Genomic DNA, 17,639 nt, shown 5'->3' on the forward strand with positions numbered 1-17,639 from the left:
TGAGTTTAATGAGCCATAGCCCAGTTATGTCCTTTATCTAAACCAACTTCTAATGGTATAGACAGTCTAACCACGTTTTCCATCGTATTTTTAACTAAGGTTTCCATAACCTCCATTTCGTCATCAGGTACTTCAAATAATAATTCATCGTGGACTTGAAGGACTAATTTTGATTTTAAGTTTTTGGTTTTTATCTGCTCATCACAGGCAACCATGGCCATCTTAATAATGTCAGCTGCTGTACCTTGAATTGGTGAGTTCATAGCCAGGCGTTTACCTGCATTACGTTCTGATAGTTTACTTGATGATAATTGTGGAATTGGTCGACGTCTTCCATAAATGGTTTCTGAATAACCGTTAGTGTCGGCGAAGTCTATCAAACTATCTAAACATGTTTTTACACCACTAAACCGCTGAAAATATTTGGACATGATAACTTCTGCTTGTTCTTTGGAATGGTGTTTTCCAGTGATTTCGGTCAGTGTTGCAGATAAACCAAATGCTGTTTTGCCATAGATTAGTCCGAAATTAATACTCTTGGCTATTGAACGCTGCTCATCAGTAACTTCTGAATATTTAATATTGAACACTTCCGAAGCAGTTAATCTGTGTACATCTAAATTCTTCCCATTGGTATCTTTGGTGGTGTATGCTTTTAGTAGATATTCATCTTGACTCATATCAGTAACTACTCGAATTTCAATCTGAGAATAATCGGCACAGATAAACTGGCAACCTTTCTTGGGAATGAACATCTCTCTAAATCTTGATTCTAATATTATTAGCTCATTGATTTCTCCGTCATTAAGCTTGACATTGGGTATGTTCTGTAAATTAGGCTTACTGCAACTGAACCGTCCTGTTGCTGTGCCTGATTGATTAAATTGACCGTGAAGCCTTTTAGTTATTGGATTAACATTCTGTAGTTGTTTACAAAAGTTTATTAAACTAATGGTTTTGCGATAATCCAACAATAATGGAACTATCTCATGCTTATCTATTAACTTTTTCAAGTGTGATTTATCCGTGGAATAGCAACCGTTCTTACCAACTTTATCAATTTCAGGCTGTAACTGAAGTGTCTCAAACAATAGTTTGTTTAATTGTGGAGGACTCTCTAGGTTAATTTCATCTTCAGTAAAAGCTTGTATTTGTCGTATTAATTTTTCATTAAATTTCTTGAGCTGTTTAAGAGTTTCTTTACATTTTTTAACGTCTATCTTTACACCATCAAGTTCCATCTTCATTACAACATGAAGGGTTTTATATTCTAAGTCTAGTATATCTTGGTTCATCATTTATTGATTTAATTTATTAGCTATAAAATGGTATAATTGATAGGTAAGATCCGTGTCCTCACAAGCGTATTTGGTTAACTCATCAGTAGGTATTTCAGTAATTAATTTACCACCTGTTATTTGCTTGAAGTTGATTTGTCTATACCCTAAATGCAATTCTGAAATTTCCTTTAAACCATGTTTTTTTCGATTAGGGTCTAAGAAATGGTCAAGTATCATGGTGTCTTCAATACGTCCTAAAACAGGTATTCCATAGCGATGTAAGAATTTAAGGTCGAATTTGGCATTGTGGAACACTTTAGTAATATGCTCTGCCGTTAAAAACGTAAGTAATGGTTCTATAAACAATAATGCTTTGGCTTTATGTTTTGGAAATACAATGTTATAGCCCGTGCGCTTTTTAAACGTCAATGACATACACACAATATCATCCTGAAAACAATCAAATCCTGTCGTCTCCAAATCAACAGCTAAAACCTCATCTGAATGATCTTTAAAATGTTTTATCATTTTGTTAACCAGACGAGTCATTTTGTTGGGTGTATCGACTGTTTTATAATCGGCATCAACATCTTCAATTGTCAGTAGTGTTTGCTCTGCTTTTTGTGTAATAATCTCAAAGAATGCCTTAGAGTTTGACGGCGTCTCTTTATAAGCTAGATTTTTATATTCACAGTATTTCTTTAGTTTTACTGTGAAAGTGCGTTGTGTTGGAGCATAGCGTCTATCAACATAGCCACCATTTTTAAATTCATTGAAAAGCTCTTTCTTATGATACTTGGGTTTTTCAGCAAACTTTTCATCCAAGAAGTCTAAAAGGTCAGCACCTAATTCACTAATAAGTCTTCGCTCAATAAGGTTTACAGGATCAGCCTCAACAAGTCCGTAGTTTAAATAATATCGAATACAAAAGATGATGAACAGTGTTACTTCATTCCATTCAAATTCATTCCAATCTTCAAAGAACTGTTGTTGAAATTCATCATATACAGTTAAATGAGATCCATAATGTTCTGAAAGTTCTATTTCATATTTACGACGCTCCGTACTATGCCCAGAAGGTGCCTTAATCATAAAATTAGATGATAAAACTATTTTTGGAGAACGCTCAAAAGGAATTTCTATCTCGTCTTTGTACTTTCTATTTATAGTAAAGTTATCTGTAACACGACCATACATACTCTCAAAATTGAAGTTAGCCTTGACATCATTAATTGAAATGATATTAGTATTTGGTGTTGCTCTTTGAAAAGAAAATTGATTGTTACTACTGAAGTCTTTTCCTGGCAGTTCACACAACTCCCTAAAATAACTCAACGACTTAATCAATAGACTTTTACCAGTTCCTCCATGGGCTGCATTAAGTTCATTAATAGACTGATCTAACAGAACAATAGCCTTGGTATTTGACGCCTTTTTAAATCGATGAAGTAGATAGCCGATTAAAGATAAAAACGCTTTAGATCGCTGTATTTTCTTATCCGATATGTTGTAGATGAATTTAGCAAAATTAGTATTACGAAATAGTTTCTTGACTTTTTTTGGATTGAAATGTCTACTAATAATCTGCTCATGGAAAACATAGCCATCTAAGTTTTTGTAATTGATCAGTTCAAATCCATTTCTGGTGATTTTAACTACGGTATTCTTGAAGTATAAGAAACAGTTATCTTCTGTATCAAAATGAGAGTTAATGATAACAGCAGGTAAAAACTTAAGGGTAAGCGGACTGAACAATTGTGGTGTCTTATTAATCCAAGCACTTTCAATTTGATCTATATAAAGACCATCAATCATATTGCTCTCAGAATTATTCTGTAACCATTGCTTGACTAAAGTGATAATTTCTGAATGGTCCTTTATAGTATAGACTATGTTGTCTACTATTCTTACCATTTTATAAACACCATTAACAAGAGCGTAACGAAATCCTAGCTCACCTAGAAATCTGATAAAATTTAATGTTGGTACTTTGACCTTTCCTGCGTCCTTACCTTCTTCAATGACAAACCACGGCTTAGAAATAATTTGAGATACTCGTGGAAATATATGTTCCATAACTCTACTGTTTTAAAGATTTAATGAAATGTTCTACTTCAGAAAGTTTGTAGCGTTTGGCACCATCAATGTCATAGACAGGGAAGTCCTTGTGTCTGCGTTTAACTTTATAAAAATGAGCTGTAGAAATTTGAAGAGCTTCGCACAACTCTACATCTTTTAAAAGTTTTTCACTCGTTATTGGCATTCCAACTAGAGCATTAGACTGCTTAGATAGTGCATCGACAACACGCTGTGCTATCCGACTTTCTAATTCCGAAAAAGCTTTGTAAAGATGATATTGTAGTGCGTCCTGCTCCATAACTTTCTGTGTTATGAAAACAAATTTATTGAGAAGTTAGGTATGTGAGTAATAAATGCGTAAAACCATTGTGAAATTACGTTATTTACGCAATTTTATGTTTCTGCATTCTGTTCTAAGATAATTAGGTAAATCCGAATAATCATTACATTCGGTATGATTCAAATATGAATCTCTTATTACTGGAAAAGAAAAAAAGAAAGCGCATAAAAAATCGTACTTTCTAACATTCGTACTATTATATTTGAATTTCTTTCTAAGACCAAGCTTCTTATAAAGCTCTCTTGTCTTTTTATCTAAATGATCTTTTAGTTCTTCTTTACCCAACTGATTTTTAACAGTCAAATTAACTTCATAAGCAGCTATAAGTCTATTAAACTTAGTAACATCCTTTTCATAATTAAGGAGCATTTCCTTCTGAGTATTTTCCCGATAGATTAGGTAGAGCCTATAAATTCTATCATACAAATCAGACTTGCTGATACAGTTCAGACTAAGAAAGTCTAAAGGAATTATACTATTATCATTTTTTGATTCCCTAAATAAATTATTTGATAACCTTTTAAGGTCGCTGCTAGAAAGAAAATCAGAGAAAAGTCTTTTATACTCATCCAAAACACCATTCATTTCAACATATTTTAAAATGCCCTGATTACTTTTTGTAGAAATATGAATACTGAGCGGTATTCTTATACTATTCATTGAAACAGAATCAAAGCCTTTATTGATTTTATTGTCTCTATTATTCAATATAACCCTCTTAACAGCTTCTAAGTTTGAATTGTCAAAAACAATCCAACTACTACCTACCTTTCTACCATTAATTAAATTTTTGTAATATTTACTTCTAGTGCTATCAATGTGCTTTGAGCAATAGTATTGTAATTCTTCAGCATTAGACTTAATTTCGAATTTGTACGATATAAAATCATCTATCATTTGCCTAGACTCGTCTATCTGTTCTATGTGAAGCCTTATATGTGATTTAGGATTACTAAAATCAAAATATCGTAATGAGTAATACATTAAAAAATATGTCTCTCCTATTGTGAATCTTTGATGATTTTGTTTGAAAAAATTTAAATCCAGTTTCTCTTCTTTTAATAGTTTCTCTAAAAAGCTGAAAACCTTTATAGCAGATTCTAACGGTATATCTGTTAATTTCAGCTTTAATCGAGAGTATTTTGGCATAAATGGAACTGTTGTGAGACTACTTAATTTTACTGTAGACTCAAAAGTAGTTAAAATGAGTGATTGCCAAAAACGGAAACATCGATAAGCTCTTTAGACAGAATGCCTTTAAACAAGAATGATCGATTCAGTTTTTATCAAATATTAATCACAAAATCACAATATTATTATTTTAGTGATTAAACCTAATCTCTCGGAAGTCAATAATAGCAAGGGTTTCAGGAAAGGTTTGAGCATATACTTGAGCTCAATAAAAAAAGCCTCGAATATCTTACTGATAATCAAGGCTTTATAAAGTTTAAAAAGTGGTCCCACATGGACTCGAACCATGGACCACCTGATTATGAGTCTGTAACTGTTATGTTTCAGATTGTTGCTTTTTGTTTCAGATGGCTGATTATCAATGATATAATTAAAAACCATTCTTTTCTTTGTTTCCTTTAGTTACCTATTATTATAAAAATGTTTGACCTATGTTTGACCCAGAATTTTAAACACTCTTAGCTTTATATCTTTCTCTATATCTAGCATCAGACTAAATTCTGGAAAACTGAAAACAGTAAATGTTTGACCTAAATCAAATTTATCTGTAATTAATAAATAATCACTTAACTTCTCTTGCAACTTACCTAAATCCTTTATATCAAAGCTATATACTATTCTAGAAAGTATATCTCCATTGTACTGTAAGATTGGATTACTGCAAAAAGAAACCCCGAATAGTGTTCTAAAATCTCCTTTTATATATTCGTAATTTTCATTCTCTAATCCATTACTAAAAGTTGATTCTAAAGCCTTAAGATTAAACTCATTTAATTCATACTGTTCTCCAATACTAAAGCGAAATTCTTTTAATAAGGAATTACACATACCTTAATTAAAAGTATATTGATATTGAAAACTCTGTTGGTTTATGCTTTCTTGATGAACATTAACGTTATCTACAGAACCATAAAAACGCATTTCAGCTTGAGAAGAATCTTCTATATAAAATTCTAACTCAAAGCTTACTGTATTCTCTGGAATCTCTACACTAACTATATTTTGGGTATAGTCAAAATCTGAACTAATTGTTGACTCTGTTCCATCATCTGAAGTTAATGTCGTTGTTAAGCCTACAGATACCCAATCCTCAAGAGCACCTGTTGTAAACTCTACTATATGAGATTGACTAATTTGTTGTTCTTCTTCCTGATTGTCATCATCACTTGAACAGGCTGTAAATGCAAAAATGGCTATTAATAATAAAAATGTATTCTTCATTGTATTTGGTTTTAGTTTTTAAAAATTATGGATATAAGTATAATTTACTTCTGAAATAGTCTGTTCATCTATGATGTTACCTTCAGAACTAATTAACTTAATATTTACTTCTGAACCTCCTTCAATATAGAAATTCGATTCTATTTTAACTGGATTTAAATCTGTTTCTACTGTAACAGTTCTAGTATCTTCATCATAACCAACTTCTTTAAACTCAAAAGAATCTTCATATGTAATTGTATTTCCCGCTCTTACTACATAATAACTAGGTAATACACCTGTAGTATATACTAACTTATAACTGAGGTTAGCATTTGTCATTTCTGCAACCTCACCATCATCATCACTAGAACAAGCTACTAATGACAAAATCGCTATTAATGTTAAAAAGATATTCTTCATAATTTATTATTTATTGGTTAATTGATTCTTATTAAAATGGCAAGTCGTTATCTGCTTCATCCAAAAAGCTAACTGGTTCTTGCTGTGTTTGTGTTTGAGGTGTAGGCTGTTCACTATTGACAAGCTCTATTCTCCAACCTAGAATAGCATTAAAGTATTTAGCTACACCTTCAGGATTAATCCACTCTCTACCTCTTAAATTAAGAGCTATTTTCACTTCTTGACCTACATTAAAACTATCTAGCAAATCACATTTATCTTGAATGAATTCTACTAAAATATGTTGTGGATATTGTTCTTCTGTAGTGATAACAACTTCTCTTTTTCTAAAGCCATTACTCCCTATATTTTGAACATCATTTAAGACCTTTATTTTCCCTGTTAATTCCATAGTTTTTTATTTAAAAAGGTAATGGTAAAATGTATTTATAATACAAATCCATTTCCTTTGTGTTTTTCTTTACTTTTGGTTTAGCATCTAATATCTCTACACGCCAACCATATAAATGATGTTTATACCCTTTAGTGCCTTCTGAATTTTGCAGCTCTCCACCTGTGAGTCTTGCAAATACTTTTACAAACTGACCTACACTTAAATTATCTAAGTGTTTTACCCTTCCATCTGTAAAAACCACTTGAAATTCACTACAACAGAAATCATCAATTGACAGTACTATTTTACGTCTTGTGTATGCTCTTGTATTTTCAGTTTTTTTATAAACTTCTAAATCATCTATTGATTTGATTTTTCCTTCAAAGTGGATAGCTTTAGCTTCCTCTATAATACTCATGTATTTAAGTGTGTACTTAAAATCTTCAGGGTTTAATGTTAGTTCATCTAATTCTAAACGATAATGAGTAAGCTCTCTACTATCATAAAATACAGAAGAAAATAATTGATATTCATTTTTGTTTTCTGCTTGATATGAAAACCAATTTTCAAGTTTCAATACACTGTCTTTAACTCCGTTATAGTTATCTAATTGTTGCCTAAAGTAAGCTTCCTTCTTATACAGCCTTGATAAAATATCTAACTTACCATATAAGACCTCAAAATCCTTTTTCACTAATACCTCTATCGAATTCAGTTTAGAAACATATCTCTTATCTTCTAGTATTGTAACCACATCATCATAGAAACCTCTGTACTTTTCTAGCCATAACACTATAGTCTTCATTTTACAAACACTTTTAGAGCTGAATGTATTGTATTCACAAATCGGATTGGAATCATTTAGATGTTTCCTGTATTCTGAAGTGCTTTCTGGCTTTATAGAAAAGTAATGGAATTTACCTAACTGGTGTTTATTATCATACAGGATTTCACTGCAAGACGTAGAAAAATTATAATAATTATTTTCATCTTCTTGATAGGTTATTGCAAAGTAATCTTGAGTGTAATTACCTACAAAACAAAATATTTTTTTGTCTTTATTACAGCCACAAACACCAATGGTTTTGTAAAGTTCTAAAGATGTATTACCACTTGCTTTTAACTCTGTAAATAGCTTGTTCAGCTTCTCTAAAAAAGAAACATTTGCATATCTTTTAAAAGCGTTTTTTACTAAAACAGTTTCTAGTGATTTTGTATTCATTGAAGAAATACAGTTTATAAACTCTTCTTTTTGGCTCATAATCTTAATAGATATTATATTTTCCTGTGTTTATAATTAATTAAAAAGCATTAATACCCAATTAAAAATAGGCTTTATTAAAAGCACCCATATACTACTAATAATAATAGCGCCAAATGCTACTCCTCCAAAAATTATAATAACACTAGATATTTTACTACTTTCTCCTAATTTAATCTTTAGAAACCCCAGAAAAACAACCAATACTACAGCTGAATAAGGAATTGACTCTGGATAAAAGTGATATATTATGTAAGGTAATATTAGTAATGTTATAATTTTCAGAACACCCTTTTCTTCAAAAAACTTAGCTATCTCTTCATTTATCTCTTTGAATAAATCTTGAATAAATCTTGAAATTTTATTAAGTTTTTCTCTATCCCACTGAAATAAAAGTTTAAGTAGCTTCAAGTTCATAAAGTTAGTTTTTATTTATCCCCTCTATTAGAGTTTTACCTTTTTTAGTGCTCTCCATTATAAACTTATTAATAATAAAACTATCATTAAAATAGATAGGGTTATGTAAGTTATAATAGTTTTTGGATAAGGGCTGACTATATATTTAAGTATACTACTAGGAACAATAAGAGATAAAATTTTTATAGTAATCGCTGGCACTATTAATAACCCTACAAAAAATATCAACACACTATAACCCCAGTAGAATGAGTAATACAAATTAATAGCTAAAACAATATAGCCAATCCAAGGTGTTGCTCTTAACAACAAATTAGGCAGGAAAGAGCCAGTAGCTAGAATCTCACCTTCTTTAATTCTTGATGAAATTGAGTTATGTATCCCAAATATTATAAATGATATTGCCAATAAAATGTAATAGTAATTCATAAGTCCTTTTTAAAAGTTATTTAACAAACATACTTTTTTTATCATTTATGATAACCATAACAGCTTACTTAATTATCATTTTTGACAACTAGATAATGTATGTTTTAAAATGGACGATAAAGACCAACTTCAAATAGCAATTGGAAAGCGAGTTAAAATGTTAAGAGAAGAGCAAGGTATTGCTCAACAAGACCTTGCTGCCAAATGTAATATTGAAAAATCTAACTTTAGTCGTTTAGAAGCTGGTGGAACCAACCCTACTTTATACACCTTAAAAAGGATTGCTGATAATTTAGGTATCACTTTATGTGATATTGTAAACCTTGAAGATAAAAAGTAAGATTTAGCTATTAATATTAATCTATAGGGCTTACAAACAGTAATTTTTTACTTAAAAAGCCTACTCACACACTCTTTCATACATAAACAAAAGACAAAAAGTCCCACTTTTTCCAATTCACTATATATAGAAATGGAAAAAAGAGGACTATTTTATCAATCCATTATCACTAAAACTATAAAAATCATCTTTAGTTACTATTAAGTGGTCTAACAGCACTATATCTAGATACTGCCCTGCTTGTTTTAGCTTTTGTGTTAAATTCTTATCTGCTTCACTTGGCTGAAGGTTTCCTGAAGGATGATTATGTGCTATTATAATGTTTGAAGCATTGCATTTAAGAGCAACACTAAACACTAATTTCGCATCTACCACAGTAGCAGAAACACCTCCTTTAGAAAGCGGATAAACACCTAAAATCTGGTTACTCCTATTCATCATTAATATCTTAAACTCCTCTTGTAATTCTATAGTAGAATCACTCCAACAAGCTCTTATAATATCATAAGACTGCTTACTATTACTTATTTTTAGCCTATCACTCCTGTTATTTGAGTATGAGACACTTATTTCTGAAATTTTCATGATAATTATTTTTTTTATATACCTTAGAAAAAGAAGCTTCTTTCTCAAATACTTCTTAGAAAGTCTTCTACAAAGTTTCATAATATGATTTACCATCTGTGTCAAACAATAGTATAGTACTTTGACACAAGTGGTATTTTTTATTTTTAACTCTACTATTCTTAAAGAAATTTACACTTGAACTTTAACATTTCAATCAATTAGGCGTATTTCAACTGACCTTCAAGATTAATAATATATCCTTATAGTAATAAAGTAAACTCGCTACAGTTATACTATCTTTTATTTATGAAGGTATGAGCAATCAAGCACAATATTGTAAGGGTATTTTAAAACTCAAAAAACAAAGCCCAATCTATTTACATAGACTAGGCTTATATTTTTACTCTGCATGCTCAAGAATACCATTCTGTGAAAACACATCAGAATTAGCTATAATATTATGTTTAGGCACAAAAGTTTCTTGCTTTGGTTTTACAGCATTTTCTGTAACATAAACCCACCTGTGGGATAATGTAATTTCCTCTCCTGTTTCCTTTACAACATATTCAAAAGGCTCACAGTCTTCTTTAATGATGCTTCCTGGCATTTCTGTACCAATAAGCCCAGTACACACCTGCTCATCAAATGTTGAAGGTATATAAGCTTTCTTAGCAGTAGCATAAAAGTTTCCTGTAACTTTGCTTAATACCATTTCAATTCCTCCTTGCAGTTCCAGAACGAAGAATGAAGTACCATCCTCTTTCTGTCTCTCTTTGTAATTTACGATTCTAACCATTTTTCTAAAAGTTTTTGAGTTGTAGTATACCACACACAGAAAATCAATTACCAACAGCATATAAATCTCAACTATCACCTTGAATTTATTAACTCTGCTAGAAAATCTTCTTTACTGTATAAAGTGGTAGGGGCATCTTTATCCCCAGAACTTAGTGGGGGTTTTGCACAAGGTATCTGGCTCTCTCACAAAGCATTCAAAAAATATATTTTTCAAAAATTTTTTATAACAGAATTTCTAATTAGATTTAGACAATCTTTGACAAGAACTAATTTGACTACCAAATGATACTCTCAGAATTACTAAAATCTAAAAGGGAAACTAAAAACCTATTACTGCGTGAAGTAGCCTCTATGATAGATGCAGATACGGCTTTAATAAGTAAAATTGAAAAAGGAGATAGAAAACCTACTAGAGAGCAAATAGATAAATTGGCTATTGCACTAGATATTGAACATAGTAAACTTTTAAAGTTATGGCTTAGCGAAAAAGTATATGAAGATGTAAAAGGAGAAGATTTAGCTATAGACGCCATTAAAATAGCCTTAAAAAGAATTAAAACAGAAGAAAAGAACTAACTGTATGCCAACATTAAACTGGATAGGAAAAGAAAAAGTAATTAACCATCATCAAGATGTACCCTATAAAACATTAGAACCTCAATACACCTTTACTAATGGTAAAGAAAGTAACGATGCTACTTCACAGAATAAAATTATACATGGAGATAATCTAGAAGCCTTAAAAAGTTTATTACCAGCATATGAAGGAAAAATTGATTGCGTATATATTGACCCTCCTTATAATACTGGTAATGAAGAATGGAAGTATAATGATAATGTAAGCCACCCTAGATTTAAAAAATGGTTAGGTGAGATTGTAGGTAAGGAAGGAGAAGATTTATCGAGACACGACAAATGGTTATGCATGATGTACCCTAGACTTAGATTGATAAGTAAATTATTATCTAAGGATGGTGGACTAGTAATAAGCATTGGCTACCATGAAATAGCTAATTTGACAATTCTGTGTAAAGAAATTTTTGCCACTAGACAAATTATTACTATTACAATACAAACTTCTGGAGGAAAACCATCTAAAGGCTTTAATTATCAACATGAATATTTGATTTATATAGTTCCAAAAGATTTTAATCCGAACAATCTAAAACATTCTGGAGGGAAGTCTAGAAGCCCTTTTGAAGGACTAACTTTAGCTACATTTGATAAAATCCAAAGACCTAATCAAACTTACCCAATTTTTGTTAACCTTAAGGATGGCAAATTACATTCTACCGGAAAATCTCTACAGGAAAGAATAGATACAGGAGAGTATACAAAAGATAAGAAGTCTTTTATATATAATTATAATGAAGCACCTGAAGGTACTTGTGCTATATGGCCAGTAACAAGTAAAGGAAAAAATTGTGTATGGAGATTAATATCATCAAGACTTCAATCAGATTGGAAAAAAGGGTATATAAAAATAAGTCCGAATCGTTCTAATACGGCTAAAAATAAATTTAGTATTCAATATTTGCCAAGTGGAGTTATAAAAAAAATTAATTCAAAAATATTAGAAGTCACAGGAACTGAAAACAATTCTCCGACATTAGCATTTGGTGATAATAAAACTGAAGGAAGTCAAATCCCAACACTATGGTTAGAAAAGGATTTCTATACTGTTAAAGGAACCAATTTACTTAAAGATATTTTTAAAGAAAAAATGTTTGATTATCCAAAATCACATGAATTGATTGAGGAAATAATAAGGTCAATCTCACATCCCAATTCCATTGTTCTAGATTCCTTTGCAGGTTCAGGTACAACTGCTCACGCAGTTCTAAATCTTAATAAAGAAAATGGTGGTAACAGAAAATTCATTTTAGTAGAAATGGAAGACTATGCTAATACTATTACTGGAGAAAGGGTAAAACGAGTTATAAATGGTTACGGAGAAGGTTCTAAAGCTATTGAAGGTACAGGAGGGGATTTCACATATTATGAGTTAGGAGAACCTTTGTTTTTAGATAATGGTTTTTTAAACGAAGATATTGAGTTAGATAAAATACTAGAGTATGTTTGGTATAGTGAAGCTAAAGCCCCTTTTATAAAACCTAAAGAAGGTTACCTGCTAGGAGCTAAAAATGATACTGCTTATTATTTCTATTACCAAAAAGATAGTATCACTACTTTAGATGAAAGCTTTTTAAGGTCTATTAAAAGCAAGGCTAGTCAGTACATTATATATGCAGATAATTGTTTGCTAGACCAAAGCATCATGGATAAGTATAACATTGTATTTAAAAAGATACCTAGAGATATAACTAGATTTTAGAACAATTATGATAGAAGATATTTATTTTCAAGATGAAGGAAAAGTAAAAATACTAGCTGCTTCAGTAGGTATCAGTAAAAAAAGATGGATTGCTATAACTGAAGATGAAGATGATGGAGGCAAGCATAGGGAGAAAATGTCTGAATACAGGATAGACCATTTACCTATTATTCCAAATAATGGTGTTATCACTGAATTCTACAAAACTAAAACTCCAGATAATTTTACAGAAATAGAAAAAGAGCTAATTTCTCATGAAGATGTATTGCCCATAGATACCACAATTGAAACTGTAATTGATAAGTTTTGTAAAGAAAAAAAATCATTTTATTTCTTGAGTTTTAATAAGGAGATTTCTGGCTTAATAACTATTGGAAACTTGAATTGTAAACAGGTTCAAGTTTATGTATTTAGTTTAGTATGTGAATTAGAAAGAGAGTTAGCTATATTCCTCAACTTTCATCTTAACAACGATGAAATTTTGAAATGGCTTAATGAAAAATCTGAAGGTTCAAAAGAGAAGAGGAATAAATACTCACAGATACTTAATACCTACAATACCCTAGCAGAACAAGGTTTAGAAAACATGCTTACAGAGCATCTTTTTTTTGTTGATTTTTTTAATATTATTAAAAGTTATGGATTGCACAATGAATTGTTATTGTCAAAACAAGTTTGGAAATCTTTCAGTAGTATTAATGAATTAAGAAATAAAATAGCACATCCTACAAGAAGTTTATTAGACAATTCTAATACTATTAACGACCTTGGAAAAAGACTATTAAAAATAAATGATTTACTGTTTAGATTAAATACATATAAAAAAACTAATAATTTGTAATACAAATAAATGGAATTAAAACCATATCAACATAAAGTCATTAAAGATTTAGAGCATTTTTTGTCTTACACACAAAAAGAGTCTACACCTGCAAAAGCATTTAATCAATATTGGGAAGACAAGTTAGGCATACCCTATACCCCACAATTAGATGGTTCTTTTACAGGCATGAAACCTTATAAAGATAATGTGCCAAATGCATTACATATAGCTATAAAAGTACCTACTGCTGGTGGTAAAACATTTATTGCTTGCAATGCTATACACACTCTAAACAAGCATTTTTATCAAGGTAATGCAAAAGCAGTTGTTTGGTTAGTCCCTTGGTCTAATTTATTACAACAAACAGTAAAAAACCTTTCAGACTCTAATCACCCATATAGAGAAAAGTTAAATAGCCTATTTGGTAACAGAGTTGAAGTGTATGAAAAAGACCAACTCTTACAAGGTGCTAATTTCAATCCTACTTCTGTAACAGAACAGCTCAATATTTTTGTGTTCAATTTTAGTAGTTTACGCATAAATTCTAGAAAAAAAGAGGATAGAAAAGTGTTTCAAGAAAATGGCGCTTTAGAGTCTTTTAGAAACACTATTGTAGATAAAGAACGTGTATTACCAGATACAGATGAAACTGCCTTAATTAATGTTATAAGAAGCCTCAACCCTATTGTAATTGTAGATGAAAGCCATAATGCCGAAAGTGATTTAAGTGTTGAAATGCTGAACAATCTAAACCCTTCTTTAGTTTTAGATTTAACCGCTACACCAAAAGAAAACAGTAATATTATTTCTTTTGTAAATGCATTGGCTCTTAAAAAGGAAAGCATGGTCAAACTTCCTGTTGTAGTCTATAATCATCATAAAAAAGAAGAGGTTATAACTAGTGCTCTACACCTACAAAGGCAATTAGAACTTTTAGCTATTGAAGAAGAAAAACTAACAGGGAAATACATTAGACCTATTGTATTATTTCAAGCTCAATCTAACATAAAAGGAAAGAACAACACTACTTTTCAGAAGATTAAAGAGCAGTTAATAAAGATTAAGATTCCAGAAGAACAAATAAAAATAAAAACTAGTGGCATTGATGAGCTAAAAGGTATTGACCTAATGGCTAAAGACTGCCCTGTTAAATATATCATTACAGTAAATGCTTTAAAGGAAGGTTGGGATTGCCCAAATGCATACATATTAGCATCATTGGCAGACAAATCGTCCCCTGTGGAAGTAGAGCAAATTTTAGGTAGAGTTTTAAGACAACCATATGTCGTTAAACATAAAGAAGCATTATTAAATATGTCTTTTGTTTTAACAGCTTCCGCAAAGTTCAATGAAACTTTAGATAGTATTGTTAAAGGTTTACAAGAATCTGGTTTTAGTAAAGATGATTATTATGCAGAAGAAGCACCTGAAGAAGAATTAACTCCAAATGAAATACTTACAGATAACTTATTTTCAGAAGAACCTAAACCTGATGACTATGTTAAATCTGATGAAGATTTTGATGTGGAAGCTGTTGAGTTTAATCCAGAGGAAGAAGTTACATTAAACACGATTAGTAAGCAAAATACTTTAGTATCTTATATTACAGAAAAGGCAAAAGTTGAAGGACAAACTTTTGAACAGAAAGTAAATGATATTGAAATTGATGATACCACTTCTATTTTTACAGATATTATGAAAACTGCACCTAAAGTTTATAAACTGGACTCCCAATTTAAAGAAGTTGCAACTACTATTAAATTACCTCAATTCTTTAAAAAAGTGGAAGAAGGAGAGCTTGGTGAGGTTAGCCTGTTTGAAGAATTAAATTCTGAAGACCAATACTTAAATAAGGTAAGTTTACTTGATGGTTTTAAGCTATCTAATTACAGTACACAAGTTACTTTTGATGATATTTCTAAAGAGATATACGCAGTAGATTTTAATGAGCAGAAAAAGACTGCTACTGCTCAAAAAGTAAGTAAAAGAGCTAAGGATATTCTTGTAGATACTATTCTTTCTAAACCTAAAGAATCACAAGTAAATCAGATTAGTAGCATTCTAGTATCCAAGCTTGGAGATATGACACCTATATCTCAGCAAGAACTTCAAAAGTATGTTAATAGAGTTTTTGACAACCTATCTAAAGAACAAATTAGAGATATAGTAGATAATGATTTCATCTATGTTAAGAGGATTAAAGACAAGATTAGCGAATTAACTGATACTTATGCTAAAGAACGATTTAGAAAGCTTATTGATAGCAACAAGATAATTGTAAAGGAGAATTTTGTATTCCCAAAAAGCTTATCATTTTTAAATCCTAGCACCACAATTAGCAAGTCATTGTATGACAGGGAAGCTAGTATGAACAATTATGAACAGAAAATGATTATGGAGGTTGCTTCACTTGAAAACATAGTCTTTTGGCATAGAAACCTCGAAAGAGGTAAAGGATTTGCTCTAAATGGGTTTAGTTCTAACCACTATCCAGACTTTATCCTTTATACAAAAAAAGGAAACATCATACTATTAGAAACCAAAGGAGATGTGTATGATAATGATGATAGTAGAAATAAAAATATTTTAGGTAAGACTTGGGCTGAAAAAGCAGGAGATAACTTTAAATACTTTATGGTATTTGAATCTAAACAGGTTGAAAATACTTATACAGCTAGAAGTGTAATTGAAGTATTAAAAGGATTATAAAATGAATGCAGATTTAAAAACACAAATACCAGATTTTCAAACAATAATGCTTCCTATGCTTAAATTATTAGCAGATGGTCAACCTAAATCGCTTAATGATGTAATGACATTACTTTCTAGTCATTTTAATTTGACTCAAAACCACTTAAAGATTAAAGTTCCTAGTGGTCAAATGGGGCTATTTAGAAATCGTGTAGGTTGGACAAGAAGCTATTTAAAAAATGCGGGGTTAATTCATTATCCAAGTAGAGGAATATATCAAGTTACAGACTTTGGTAAGGATTACTTGAAAACTAATCCAACAGATTTAAGAATAAAGCATTTAAAAAAAATGCCTAAATATAAAGAATGGACTGACACATTTAATCAAGACCAGCCTGACTTGGTAGATAGCACTTTAACTAAAGATATTGTTAGTAAAACTCCCGAAGAGATTTTAGCGAACACAGTTACTCAACTAAATAAACAGTTAGCCACAGAAGTATTAGATAAGCTGAAAGAAAATACGTTTGGATATTTTGAAAGCTTTGTAATATCCTTATTACAAAAAATGGGGTATGGTGAGTTTAGAGAAGATTCAGGTACAGTTACAGGAGGAACAGGAGATAATGGTATAGATGGTATTATCTACCAAGACAGGTTGGGTCTAGAAAGTGTATATATACAAGCAAAACGATTCACTACAGGAACTGTAGGCTCTCCTGACATAAGAAACTTCATCGGTTCATTGGCTCTTCAAGGAGTAAATAAAGGTGTGTTCTTAACTACATCCAAATTTTCAGATAGTGCTATGAAAACTGCCCAAGACAGTAAACAACAAAAAATCATTTTAATAAATGGTCAAGAGTTATCGAAACTTGCCATAGAATACAATTTAGGCGTTCAAGAAGATAATACTATCGTTATCAAAAAAATTGATTTAGATTATTTTGAAGAGTAATTTATGTTTGACAATGAATGGTATTCTATTTATATTCCAAATGCTAAAAGACAAAATAGATAGGGTTTTAATGGCTCTATAGCAAAGGACAATGTTAGAAACCTTTACACTAATAAGTCAATAGCCCACACGAA

Annotated in this window: 19 protein-coding genes; 6 read left to right on the forward strand and 13 right to left on the reverse strand. The window is 30.8% G+C overall.

Translation table 11 applies throughout. The features are described 5' to 3' along the window. Positions 1 to 5: 5 nt before the first annotated feature. From HSX10_RS07420 to HSX10_RS07470, 11 genes are all read right to left on the reverse strand, one after another. Positions 6 to 1,298, reverse strand: coding sequence for a DNA polymerase (locus HSX10_RS07420; protein ID WP_367651259.1), 1,293 nt, complete (start codon positions 1,296 to 1,298; stop codon positions 6 to 8). After that, positions 1,299 to 3,356 carry a hypothetical protein gene (locus tag HSX10_RS07425; protein WP_173587577.1) on the reverse strand — a complete coding sequence of 686 codons (2,058 nt, stop codon included), beginning with the start codon at positions 3,354 to 3,356 and terminating at the stop codon, positions 1,299 to 1,301. 4 nt (positions 3,357 to 3,360) lie between these two features. Next, positions 3,361 to 3,657, reverse strand: coding sequence for a helix-turn-helix transcriptional regulator (locus HSX10_RS07430; protein WP_173587578.1), 297 nt, complete (start codon positions 3,655 to 3,657; stop codon positions 3,361 to 3,363). 81 nt (positions 3,658 to 3,738) lie between these two features. Continuing rightward, positions 3,739 to 4,848, reverse strand: coding sequence for a hypothetical protein (locus tag HSX10_RS07435; RefSeq protein WP_173587579.1), 1,110 nt, complete (start codon positions 4,846 to 4,848; stop codon positions 3,739 to 3,741). A gap of 471 nt (positions 4,849 to 5,319) precedes the next feature. Further along, positions 5,320 to 5,718 carry a hypothetical protein gene (locus tag HSX10_RS07440; protein WP_114677291.1) on the reverse strand — a complete coding sequence of 133 codons (399 nt, stop codon included), beginning with the start codon at positions 5,716 to 5,718 and terminating at the stop codon, positions 5,320 to 5,322. A gap of 3 nt (positions 5,719 to 5,721) precedes the next feature. Further along, a complete protein-coding gene (locus HSX10_RS07445; protein WP_173587580.1) occupies positions 5,722 to 6,111 on the reverse strand; it encodes a putative periplasmic lipoprotein in 390 nt (129 codons plus the stop codon). An 18-nt stretch (positions 6,112 to 6,129) separates the two neighbouring features. After that, the gene (locus HSX10_RS07450; protein WP_173587581.1) at positions 6,130 to 6,513 is read right to left on the reverse strand and encodes a hypothetical protein; all 384 of its coding nucleotides are present in this window, start codon (positions 6,511 to 6,513) and stop codon (positions 6,130 to 6,132) included. A 31-nt stretch (positions 6,514 to 6,544) separates the two neighbouring features. Then, positions 6,545 to 6,904: a DUF3127 domain-containing protein gene (locus HSX10_RS07455; RefSeq protein ID WP_173587582.1), complete on the reverse strand. Its 360-nt coding sequence runs from the start codon at positions 6,902 to 6,904 to the stop codon at positions 6,545 to 6,547. Positions 6,905 to 6,914: 10 nt separating this feature from the next. Then, positions 6,915 to 8,147, reverse strand: a complete 1,233-nt coding sequence (locus HSX10_RS07460) for a DUF3127 domain-containing protein (protein ID WP_173587583.1) — start codon at positions 8,145 to 8,147, stop codon at positions 6,915 to 6,917. Between the two features lie 36 nt (positions 8,148 to 8,183). Continuing rightward, positions 8,184 to 8,564 (reverse strand): hypothetical protein, encoded by a 381-nt coding sequence (locus tag HSX10_RS07465; RefSeq protein WP_173587584.1) that lies wholly within the window; start codon positions 8,562 to 8,564, stop codon positions 8,184 to 8,186. A gap of 57 nt (positions 8,565 to 8,621) precedes the next feature. Continuing rightward, positions 8,622 to 8,993 (reverse strand): hypothetical protein, encoded by a 372-nt coding sequence (locus HSX10_RS07470; RefSeq protein WP_173587585.1) that lies wholly within the window; start codon positions 8,991 to 8,993, stop codon positions 8,622 to 8,624. Between the two features lie 109 nt (positions 8,994 to 9,102). On the opposite strand from HSX10_RS07470, the gene HSX10_RS07475 reads away from it, so the two are divergent. Then, a complete protein-coding gene (locus HSX10_RS07475) occupies positions 9,103 to 9,333 on the forward strand; it encodes a helix-turn-helix domain-containing protein (protein ID WP_114677285.1) in 231 nt (76 codons plus the stop codon). 147 nt (positions 9,334 to 9,480) lie between these two features. Here the strand turns inward: HSX10_RS07475 and HSX10_RS07480 are convergent, their stop codons facing one another. Next, positions 9,481 to 9,918 carry a JAB domain-containing protein gene (locus HSX10_RS07480; RefSeq protein WP_173587586.1) on the reverse strand — a complete coding sequence of 146 codons (438 nt, stop codon included), beginning with the start codon at positions 9,916 to 9,918 and terminating at the stop codon, positions 9,481 to 9,483. Positions 9,919 to 10,300: 382 nt separating this feature from the next. Beyond that, entirely contained in the window at positions 10,301 to 10,696 is a 396-nt protein-coding gene (locus tag HSX10_RS07485) for a hypothetical protein (RefSeq protein WP_173587587.1), read from the reverse strand. 284 nt (positions 10,697 to 10,980) lie between these two features. Here HSX10_RS07485 and HSX10_RS07490 point away from each other — a divergent pair, with 284 nt between their 5' ends. The 5 genes from HSX10_RS07490 to HSX10_RS07510 are packed head-to-tail and all read left to right on the forward strand — an operon-like array spanning position 10,981 to position 17,505. Next, positions 10,981 to 11,274, forward strand: coding sequence for a helix-turn-helix domain-containing protein (locus tag HSX10_RS07490; RefSeq protein WP_173587588.1), 294 nt, complete (start codon positions 10,981 to 10,983; stop codon positions 11,272 to 11,274). 4 nt (positions 11,275 to 11,278) lie between these two features. Then, positions 11,279 to 13,033 (forward strand): site-specific DNA-methyltransferase, encoded by a 1,755-nt coding sequence (locus tag HSX10_RS07495; protein WP_173587589.1) that lies wholly within the window; start codon positions 11,279 to 11,281, stop codon positions 13,031 to 13,033. 7 nt (positions 13,034 to 13,040) lie between these two features. Then, positions 13,041 to 13,874, forward strand: a complete 834-nt coding sequence (locus HSX10_RS07500; protein WP_173587590.1) for a hypothetical protein — start codon at positions 13,041 to 13,043, stop codon at positions 13,872 to 13,874. A gap of 9 nt (positions 13,875 to 13,883) precedes the next feature. After that, positions 13,884 to 16,565 (forward strand): DEAD/DEAH box helicase, encoded by a 2,682-nt coding sequence (locus HSX10_RS07505; RefSeq protein WP_173587591.1) that lies wholly within the window; start codon positions 13,884 to 13,886, stop codon positions 16,563 to 16,565. A 1-nt stretch (position 16,566) separates the two neighbouring features. Further along, positions 16,567 to 17,505: a restriction endonuclease gene (locus HSX10_RS07510; RefSeq protein ID WP_173587592.1), complete on the forward strand. Its 939-nt coding sequence runs from the start codon at positions 16,567 to 16,569 to the stop codon at positions 17,503 to 17,505. Positions 17,506 to 17,639 lie beyond the last annotated feature (134 nt).

Origin of the sequence: Winogradskyella undariae, assembly GCF_013285155.1 — a bacterium.
Lineage (GTDB): Bacteria > Bacteroidota > Bacteroidia > Flavobacteriales > Flavobacteriaceae > Winogradskyella > Winogradskyella undariae.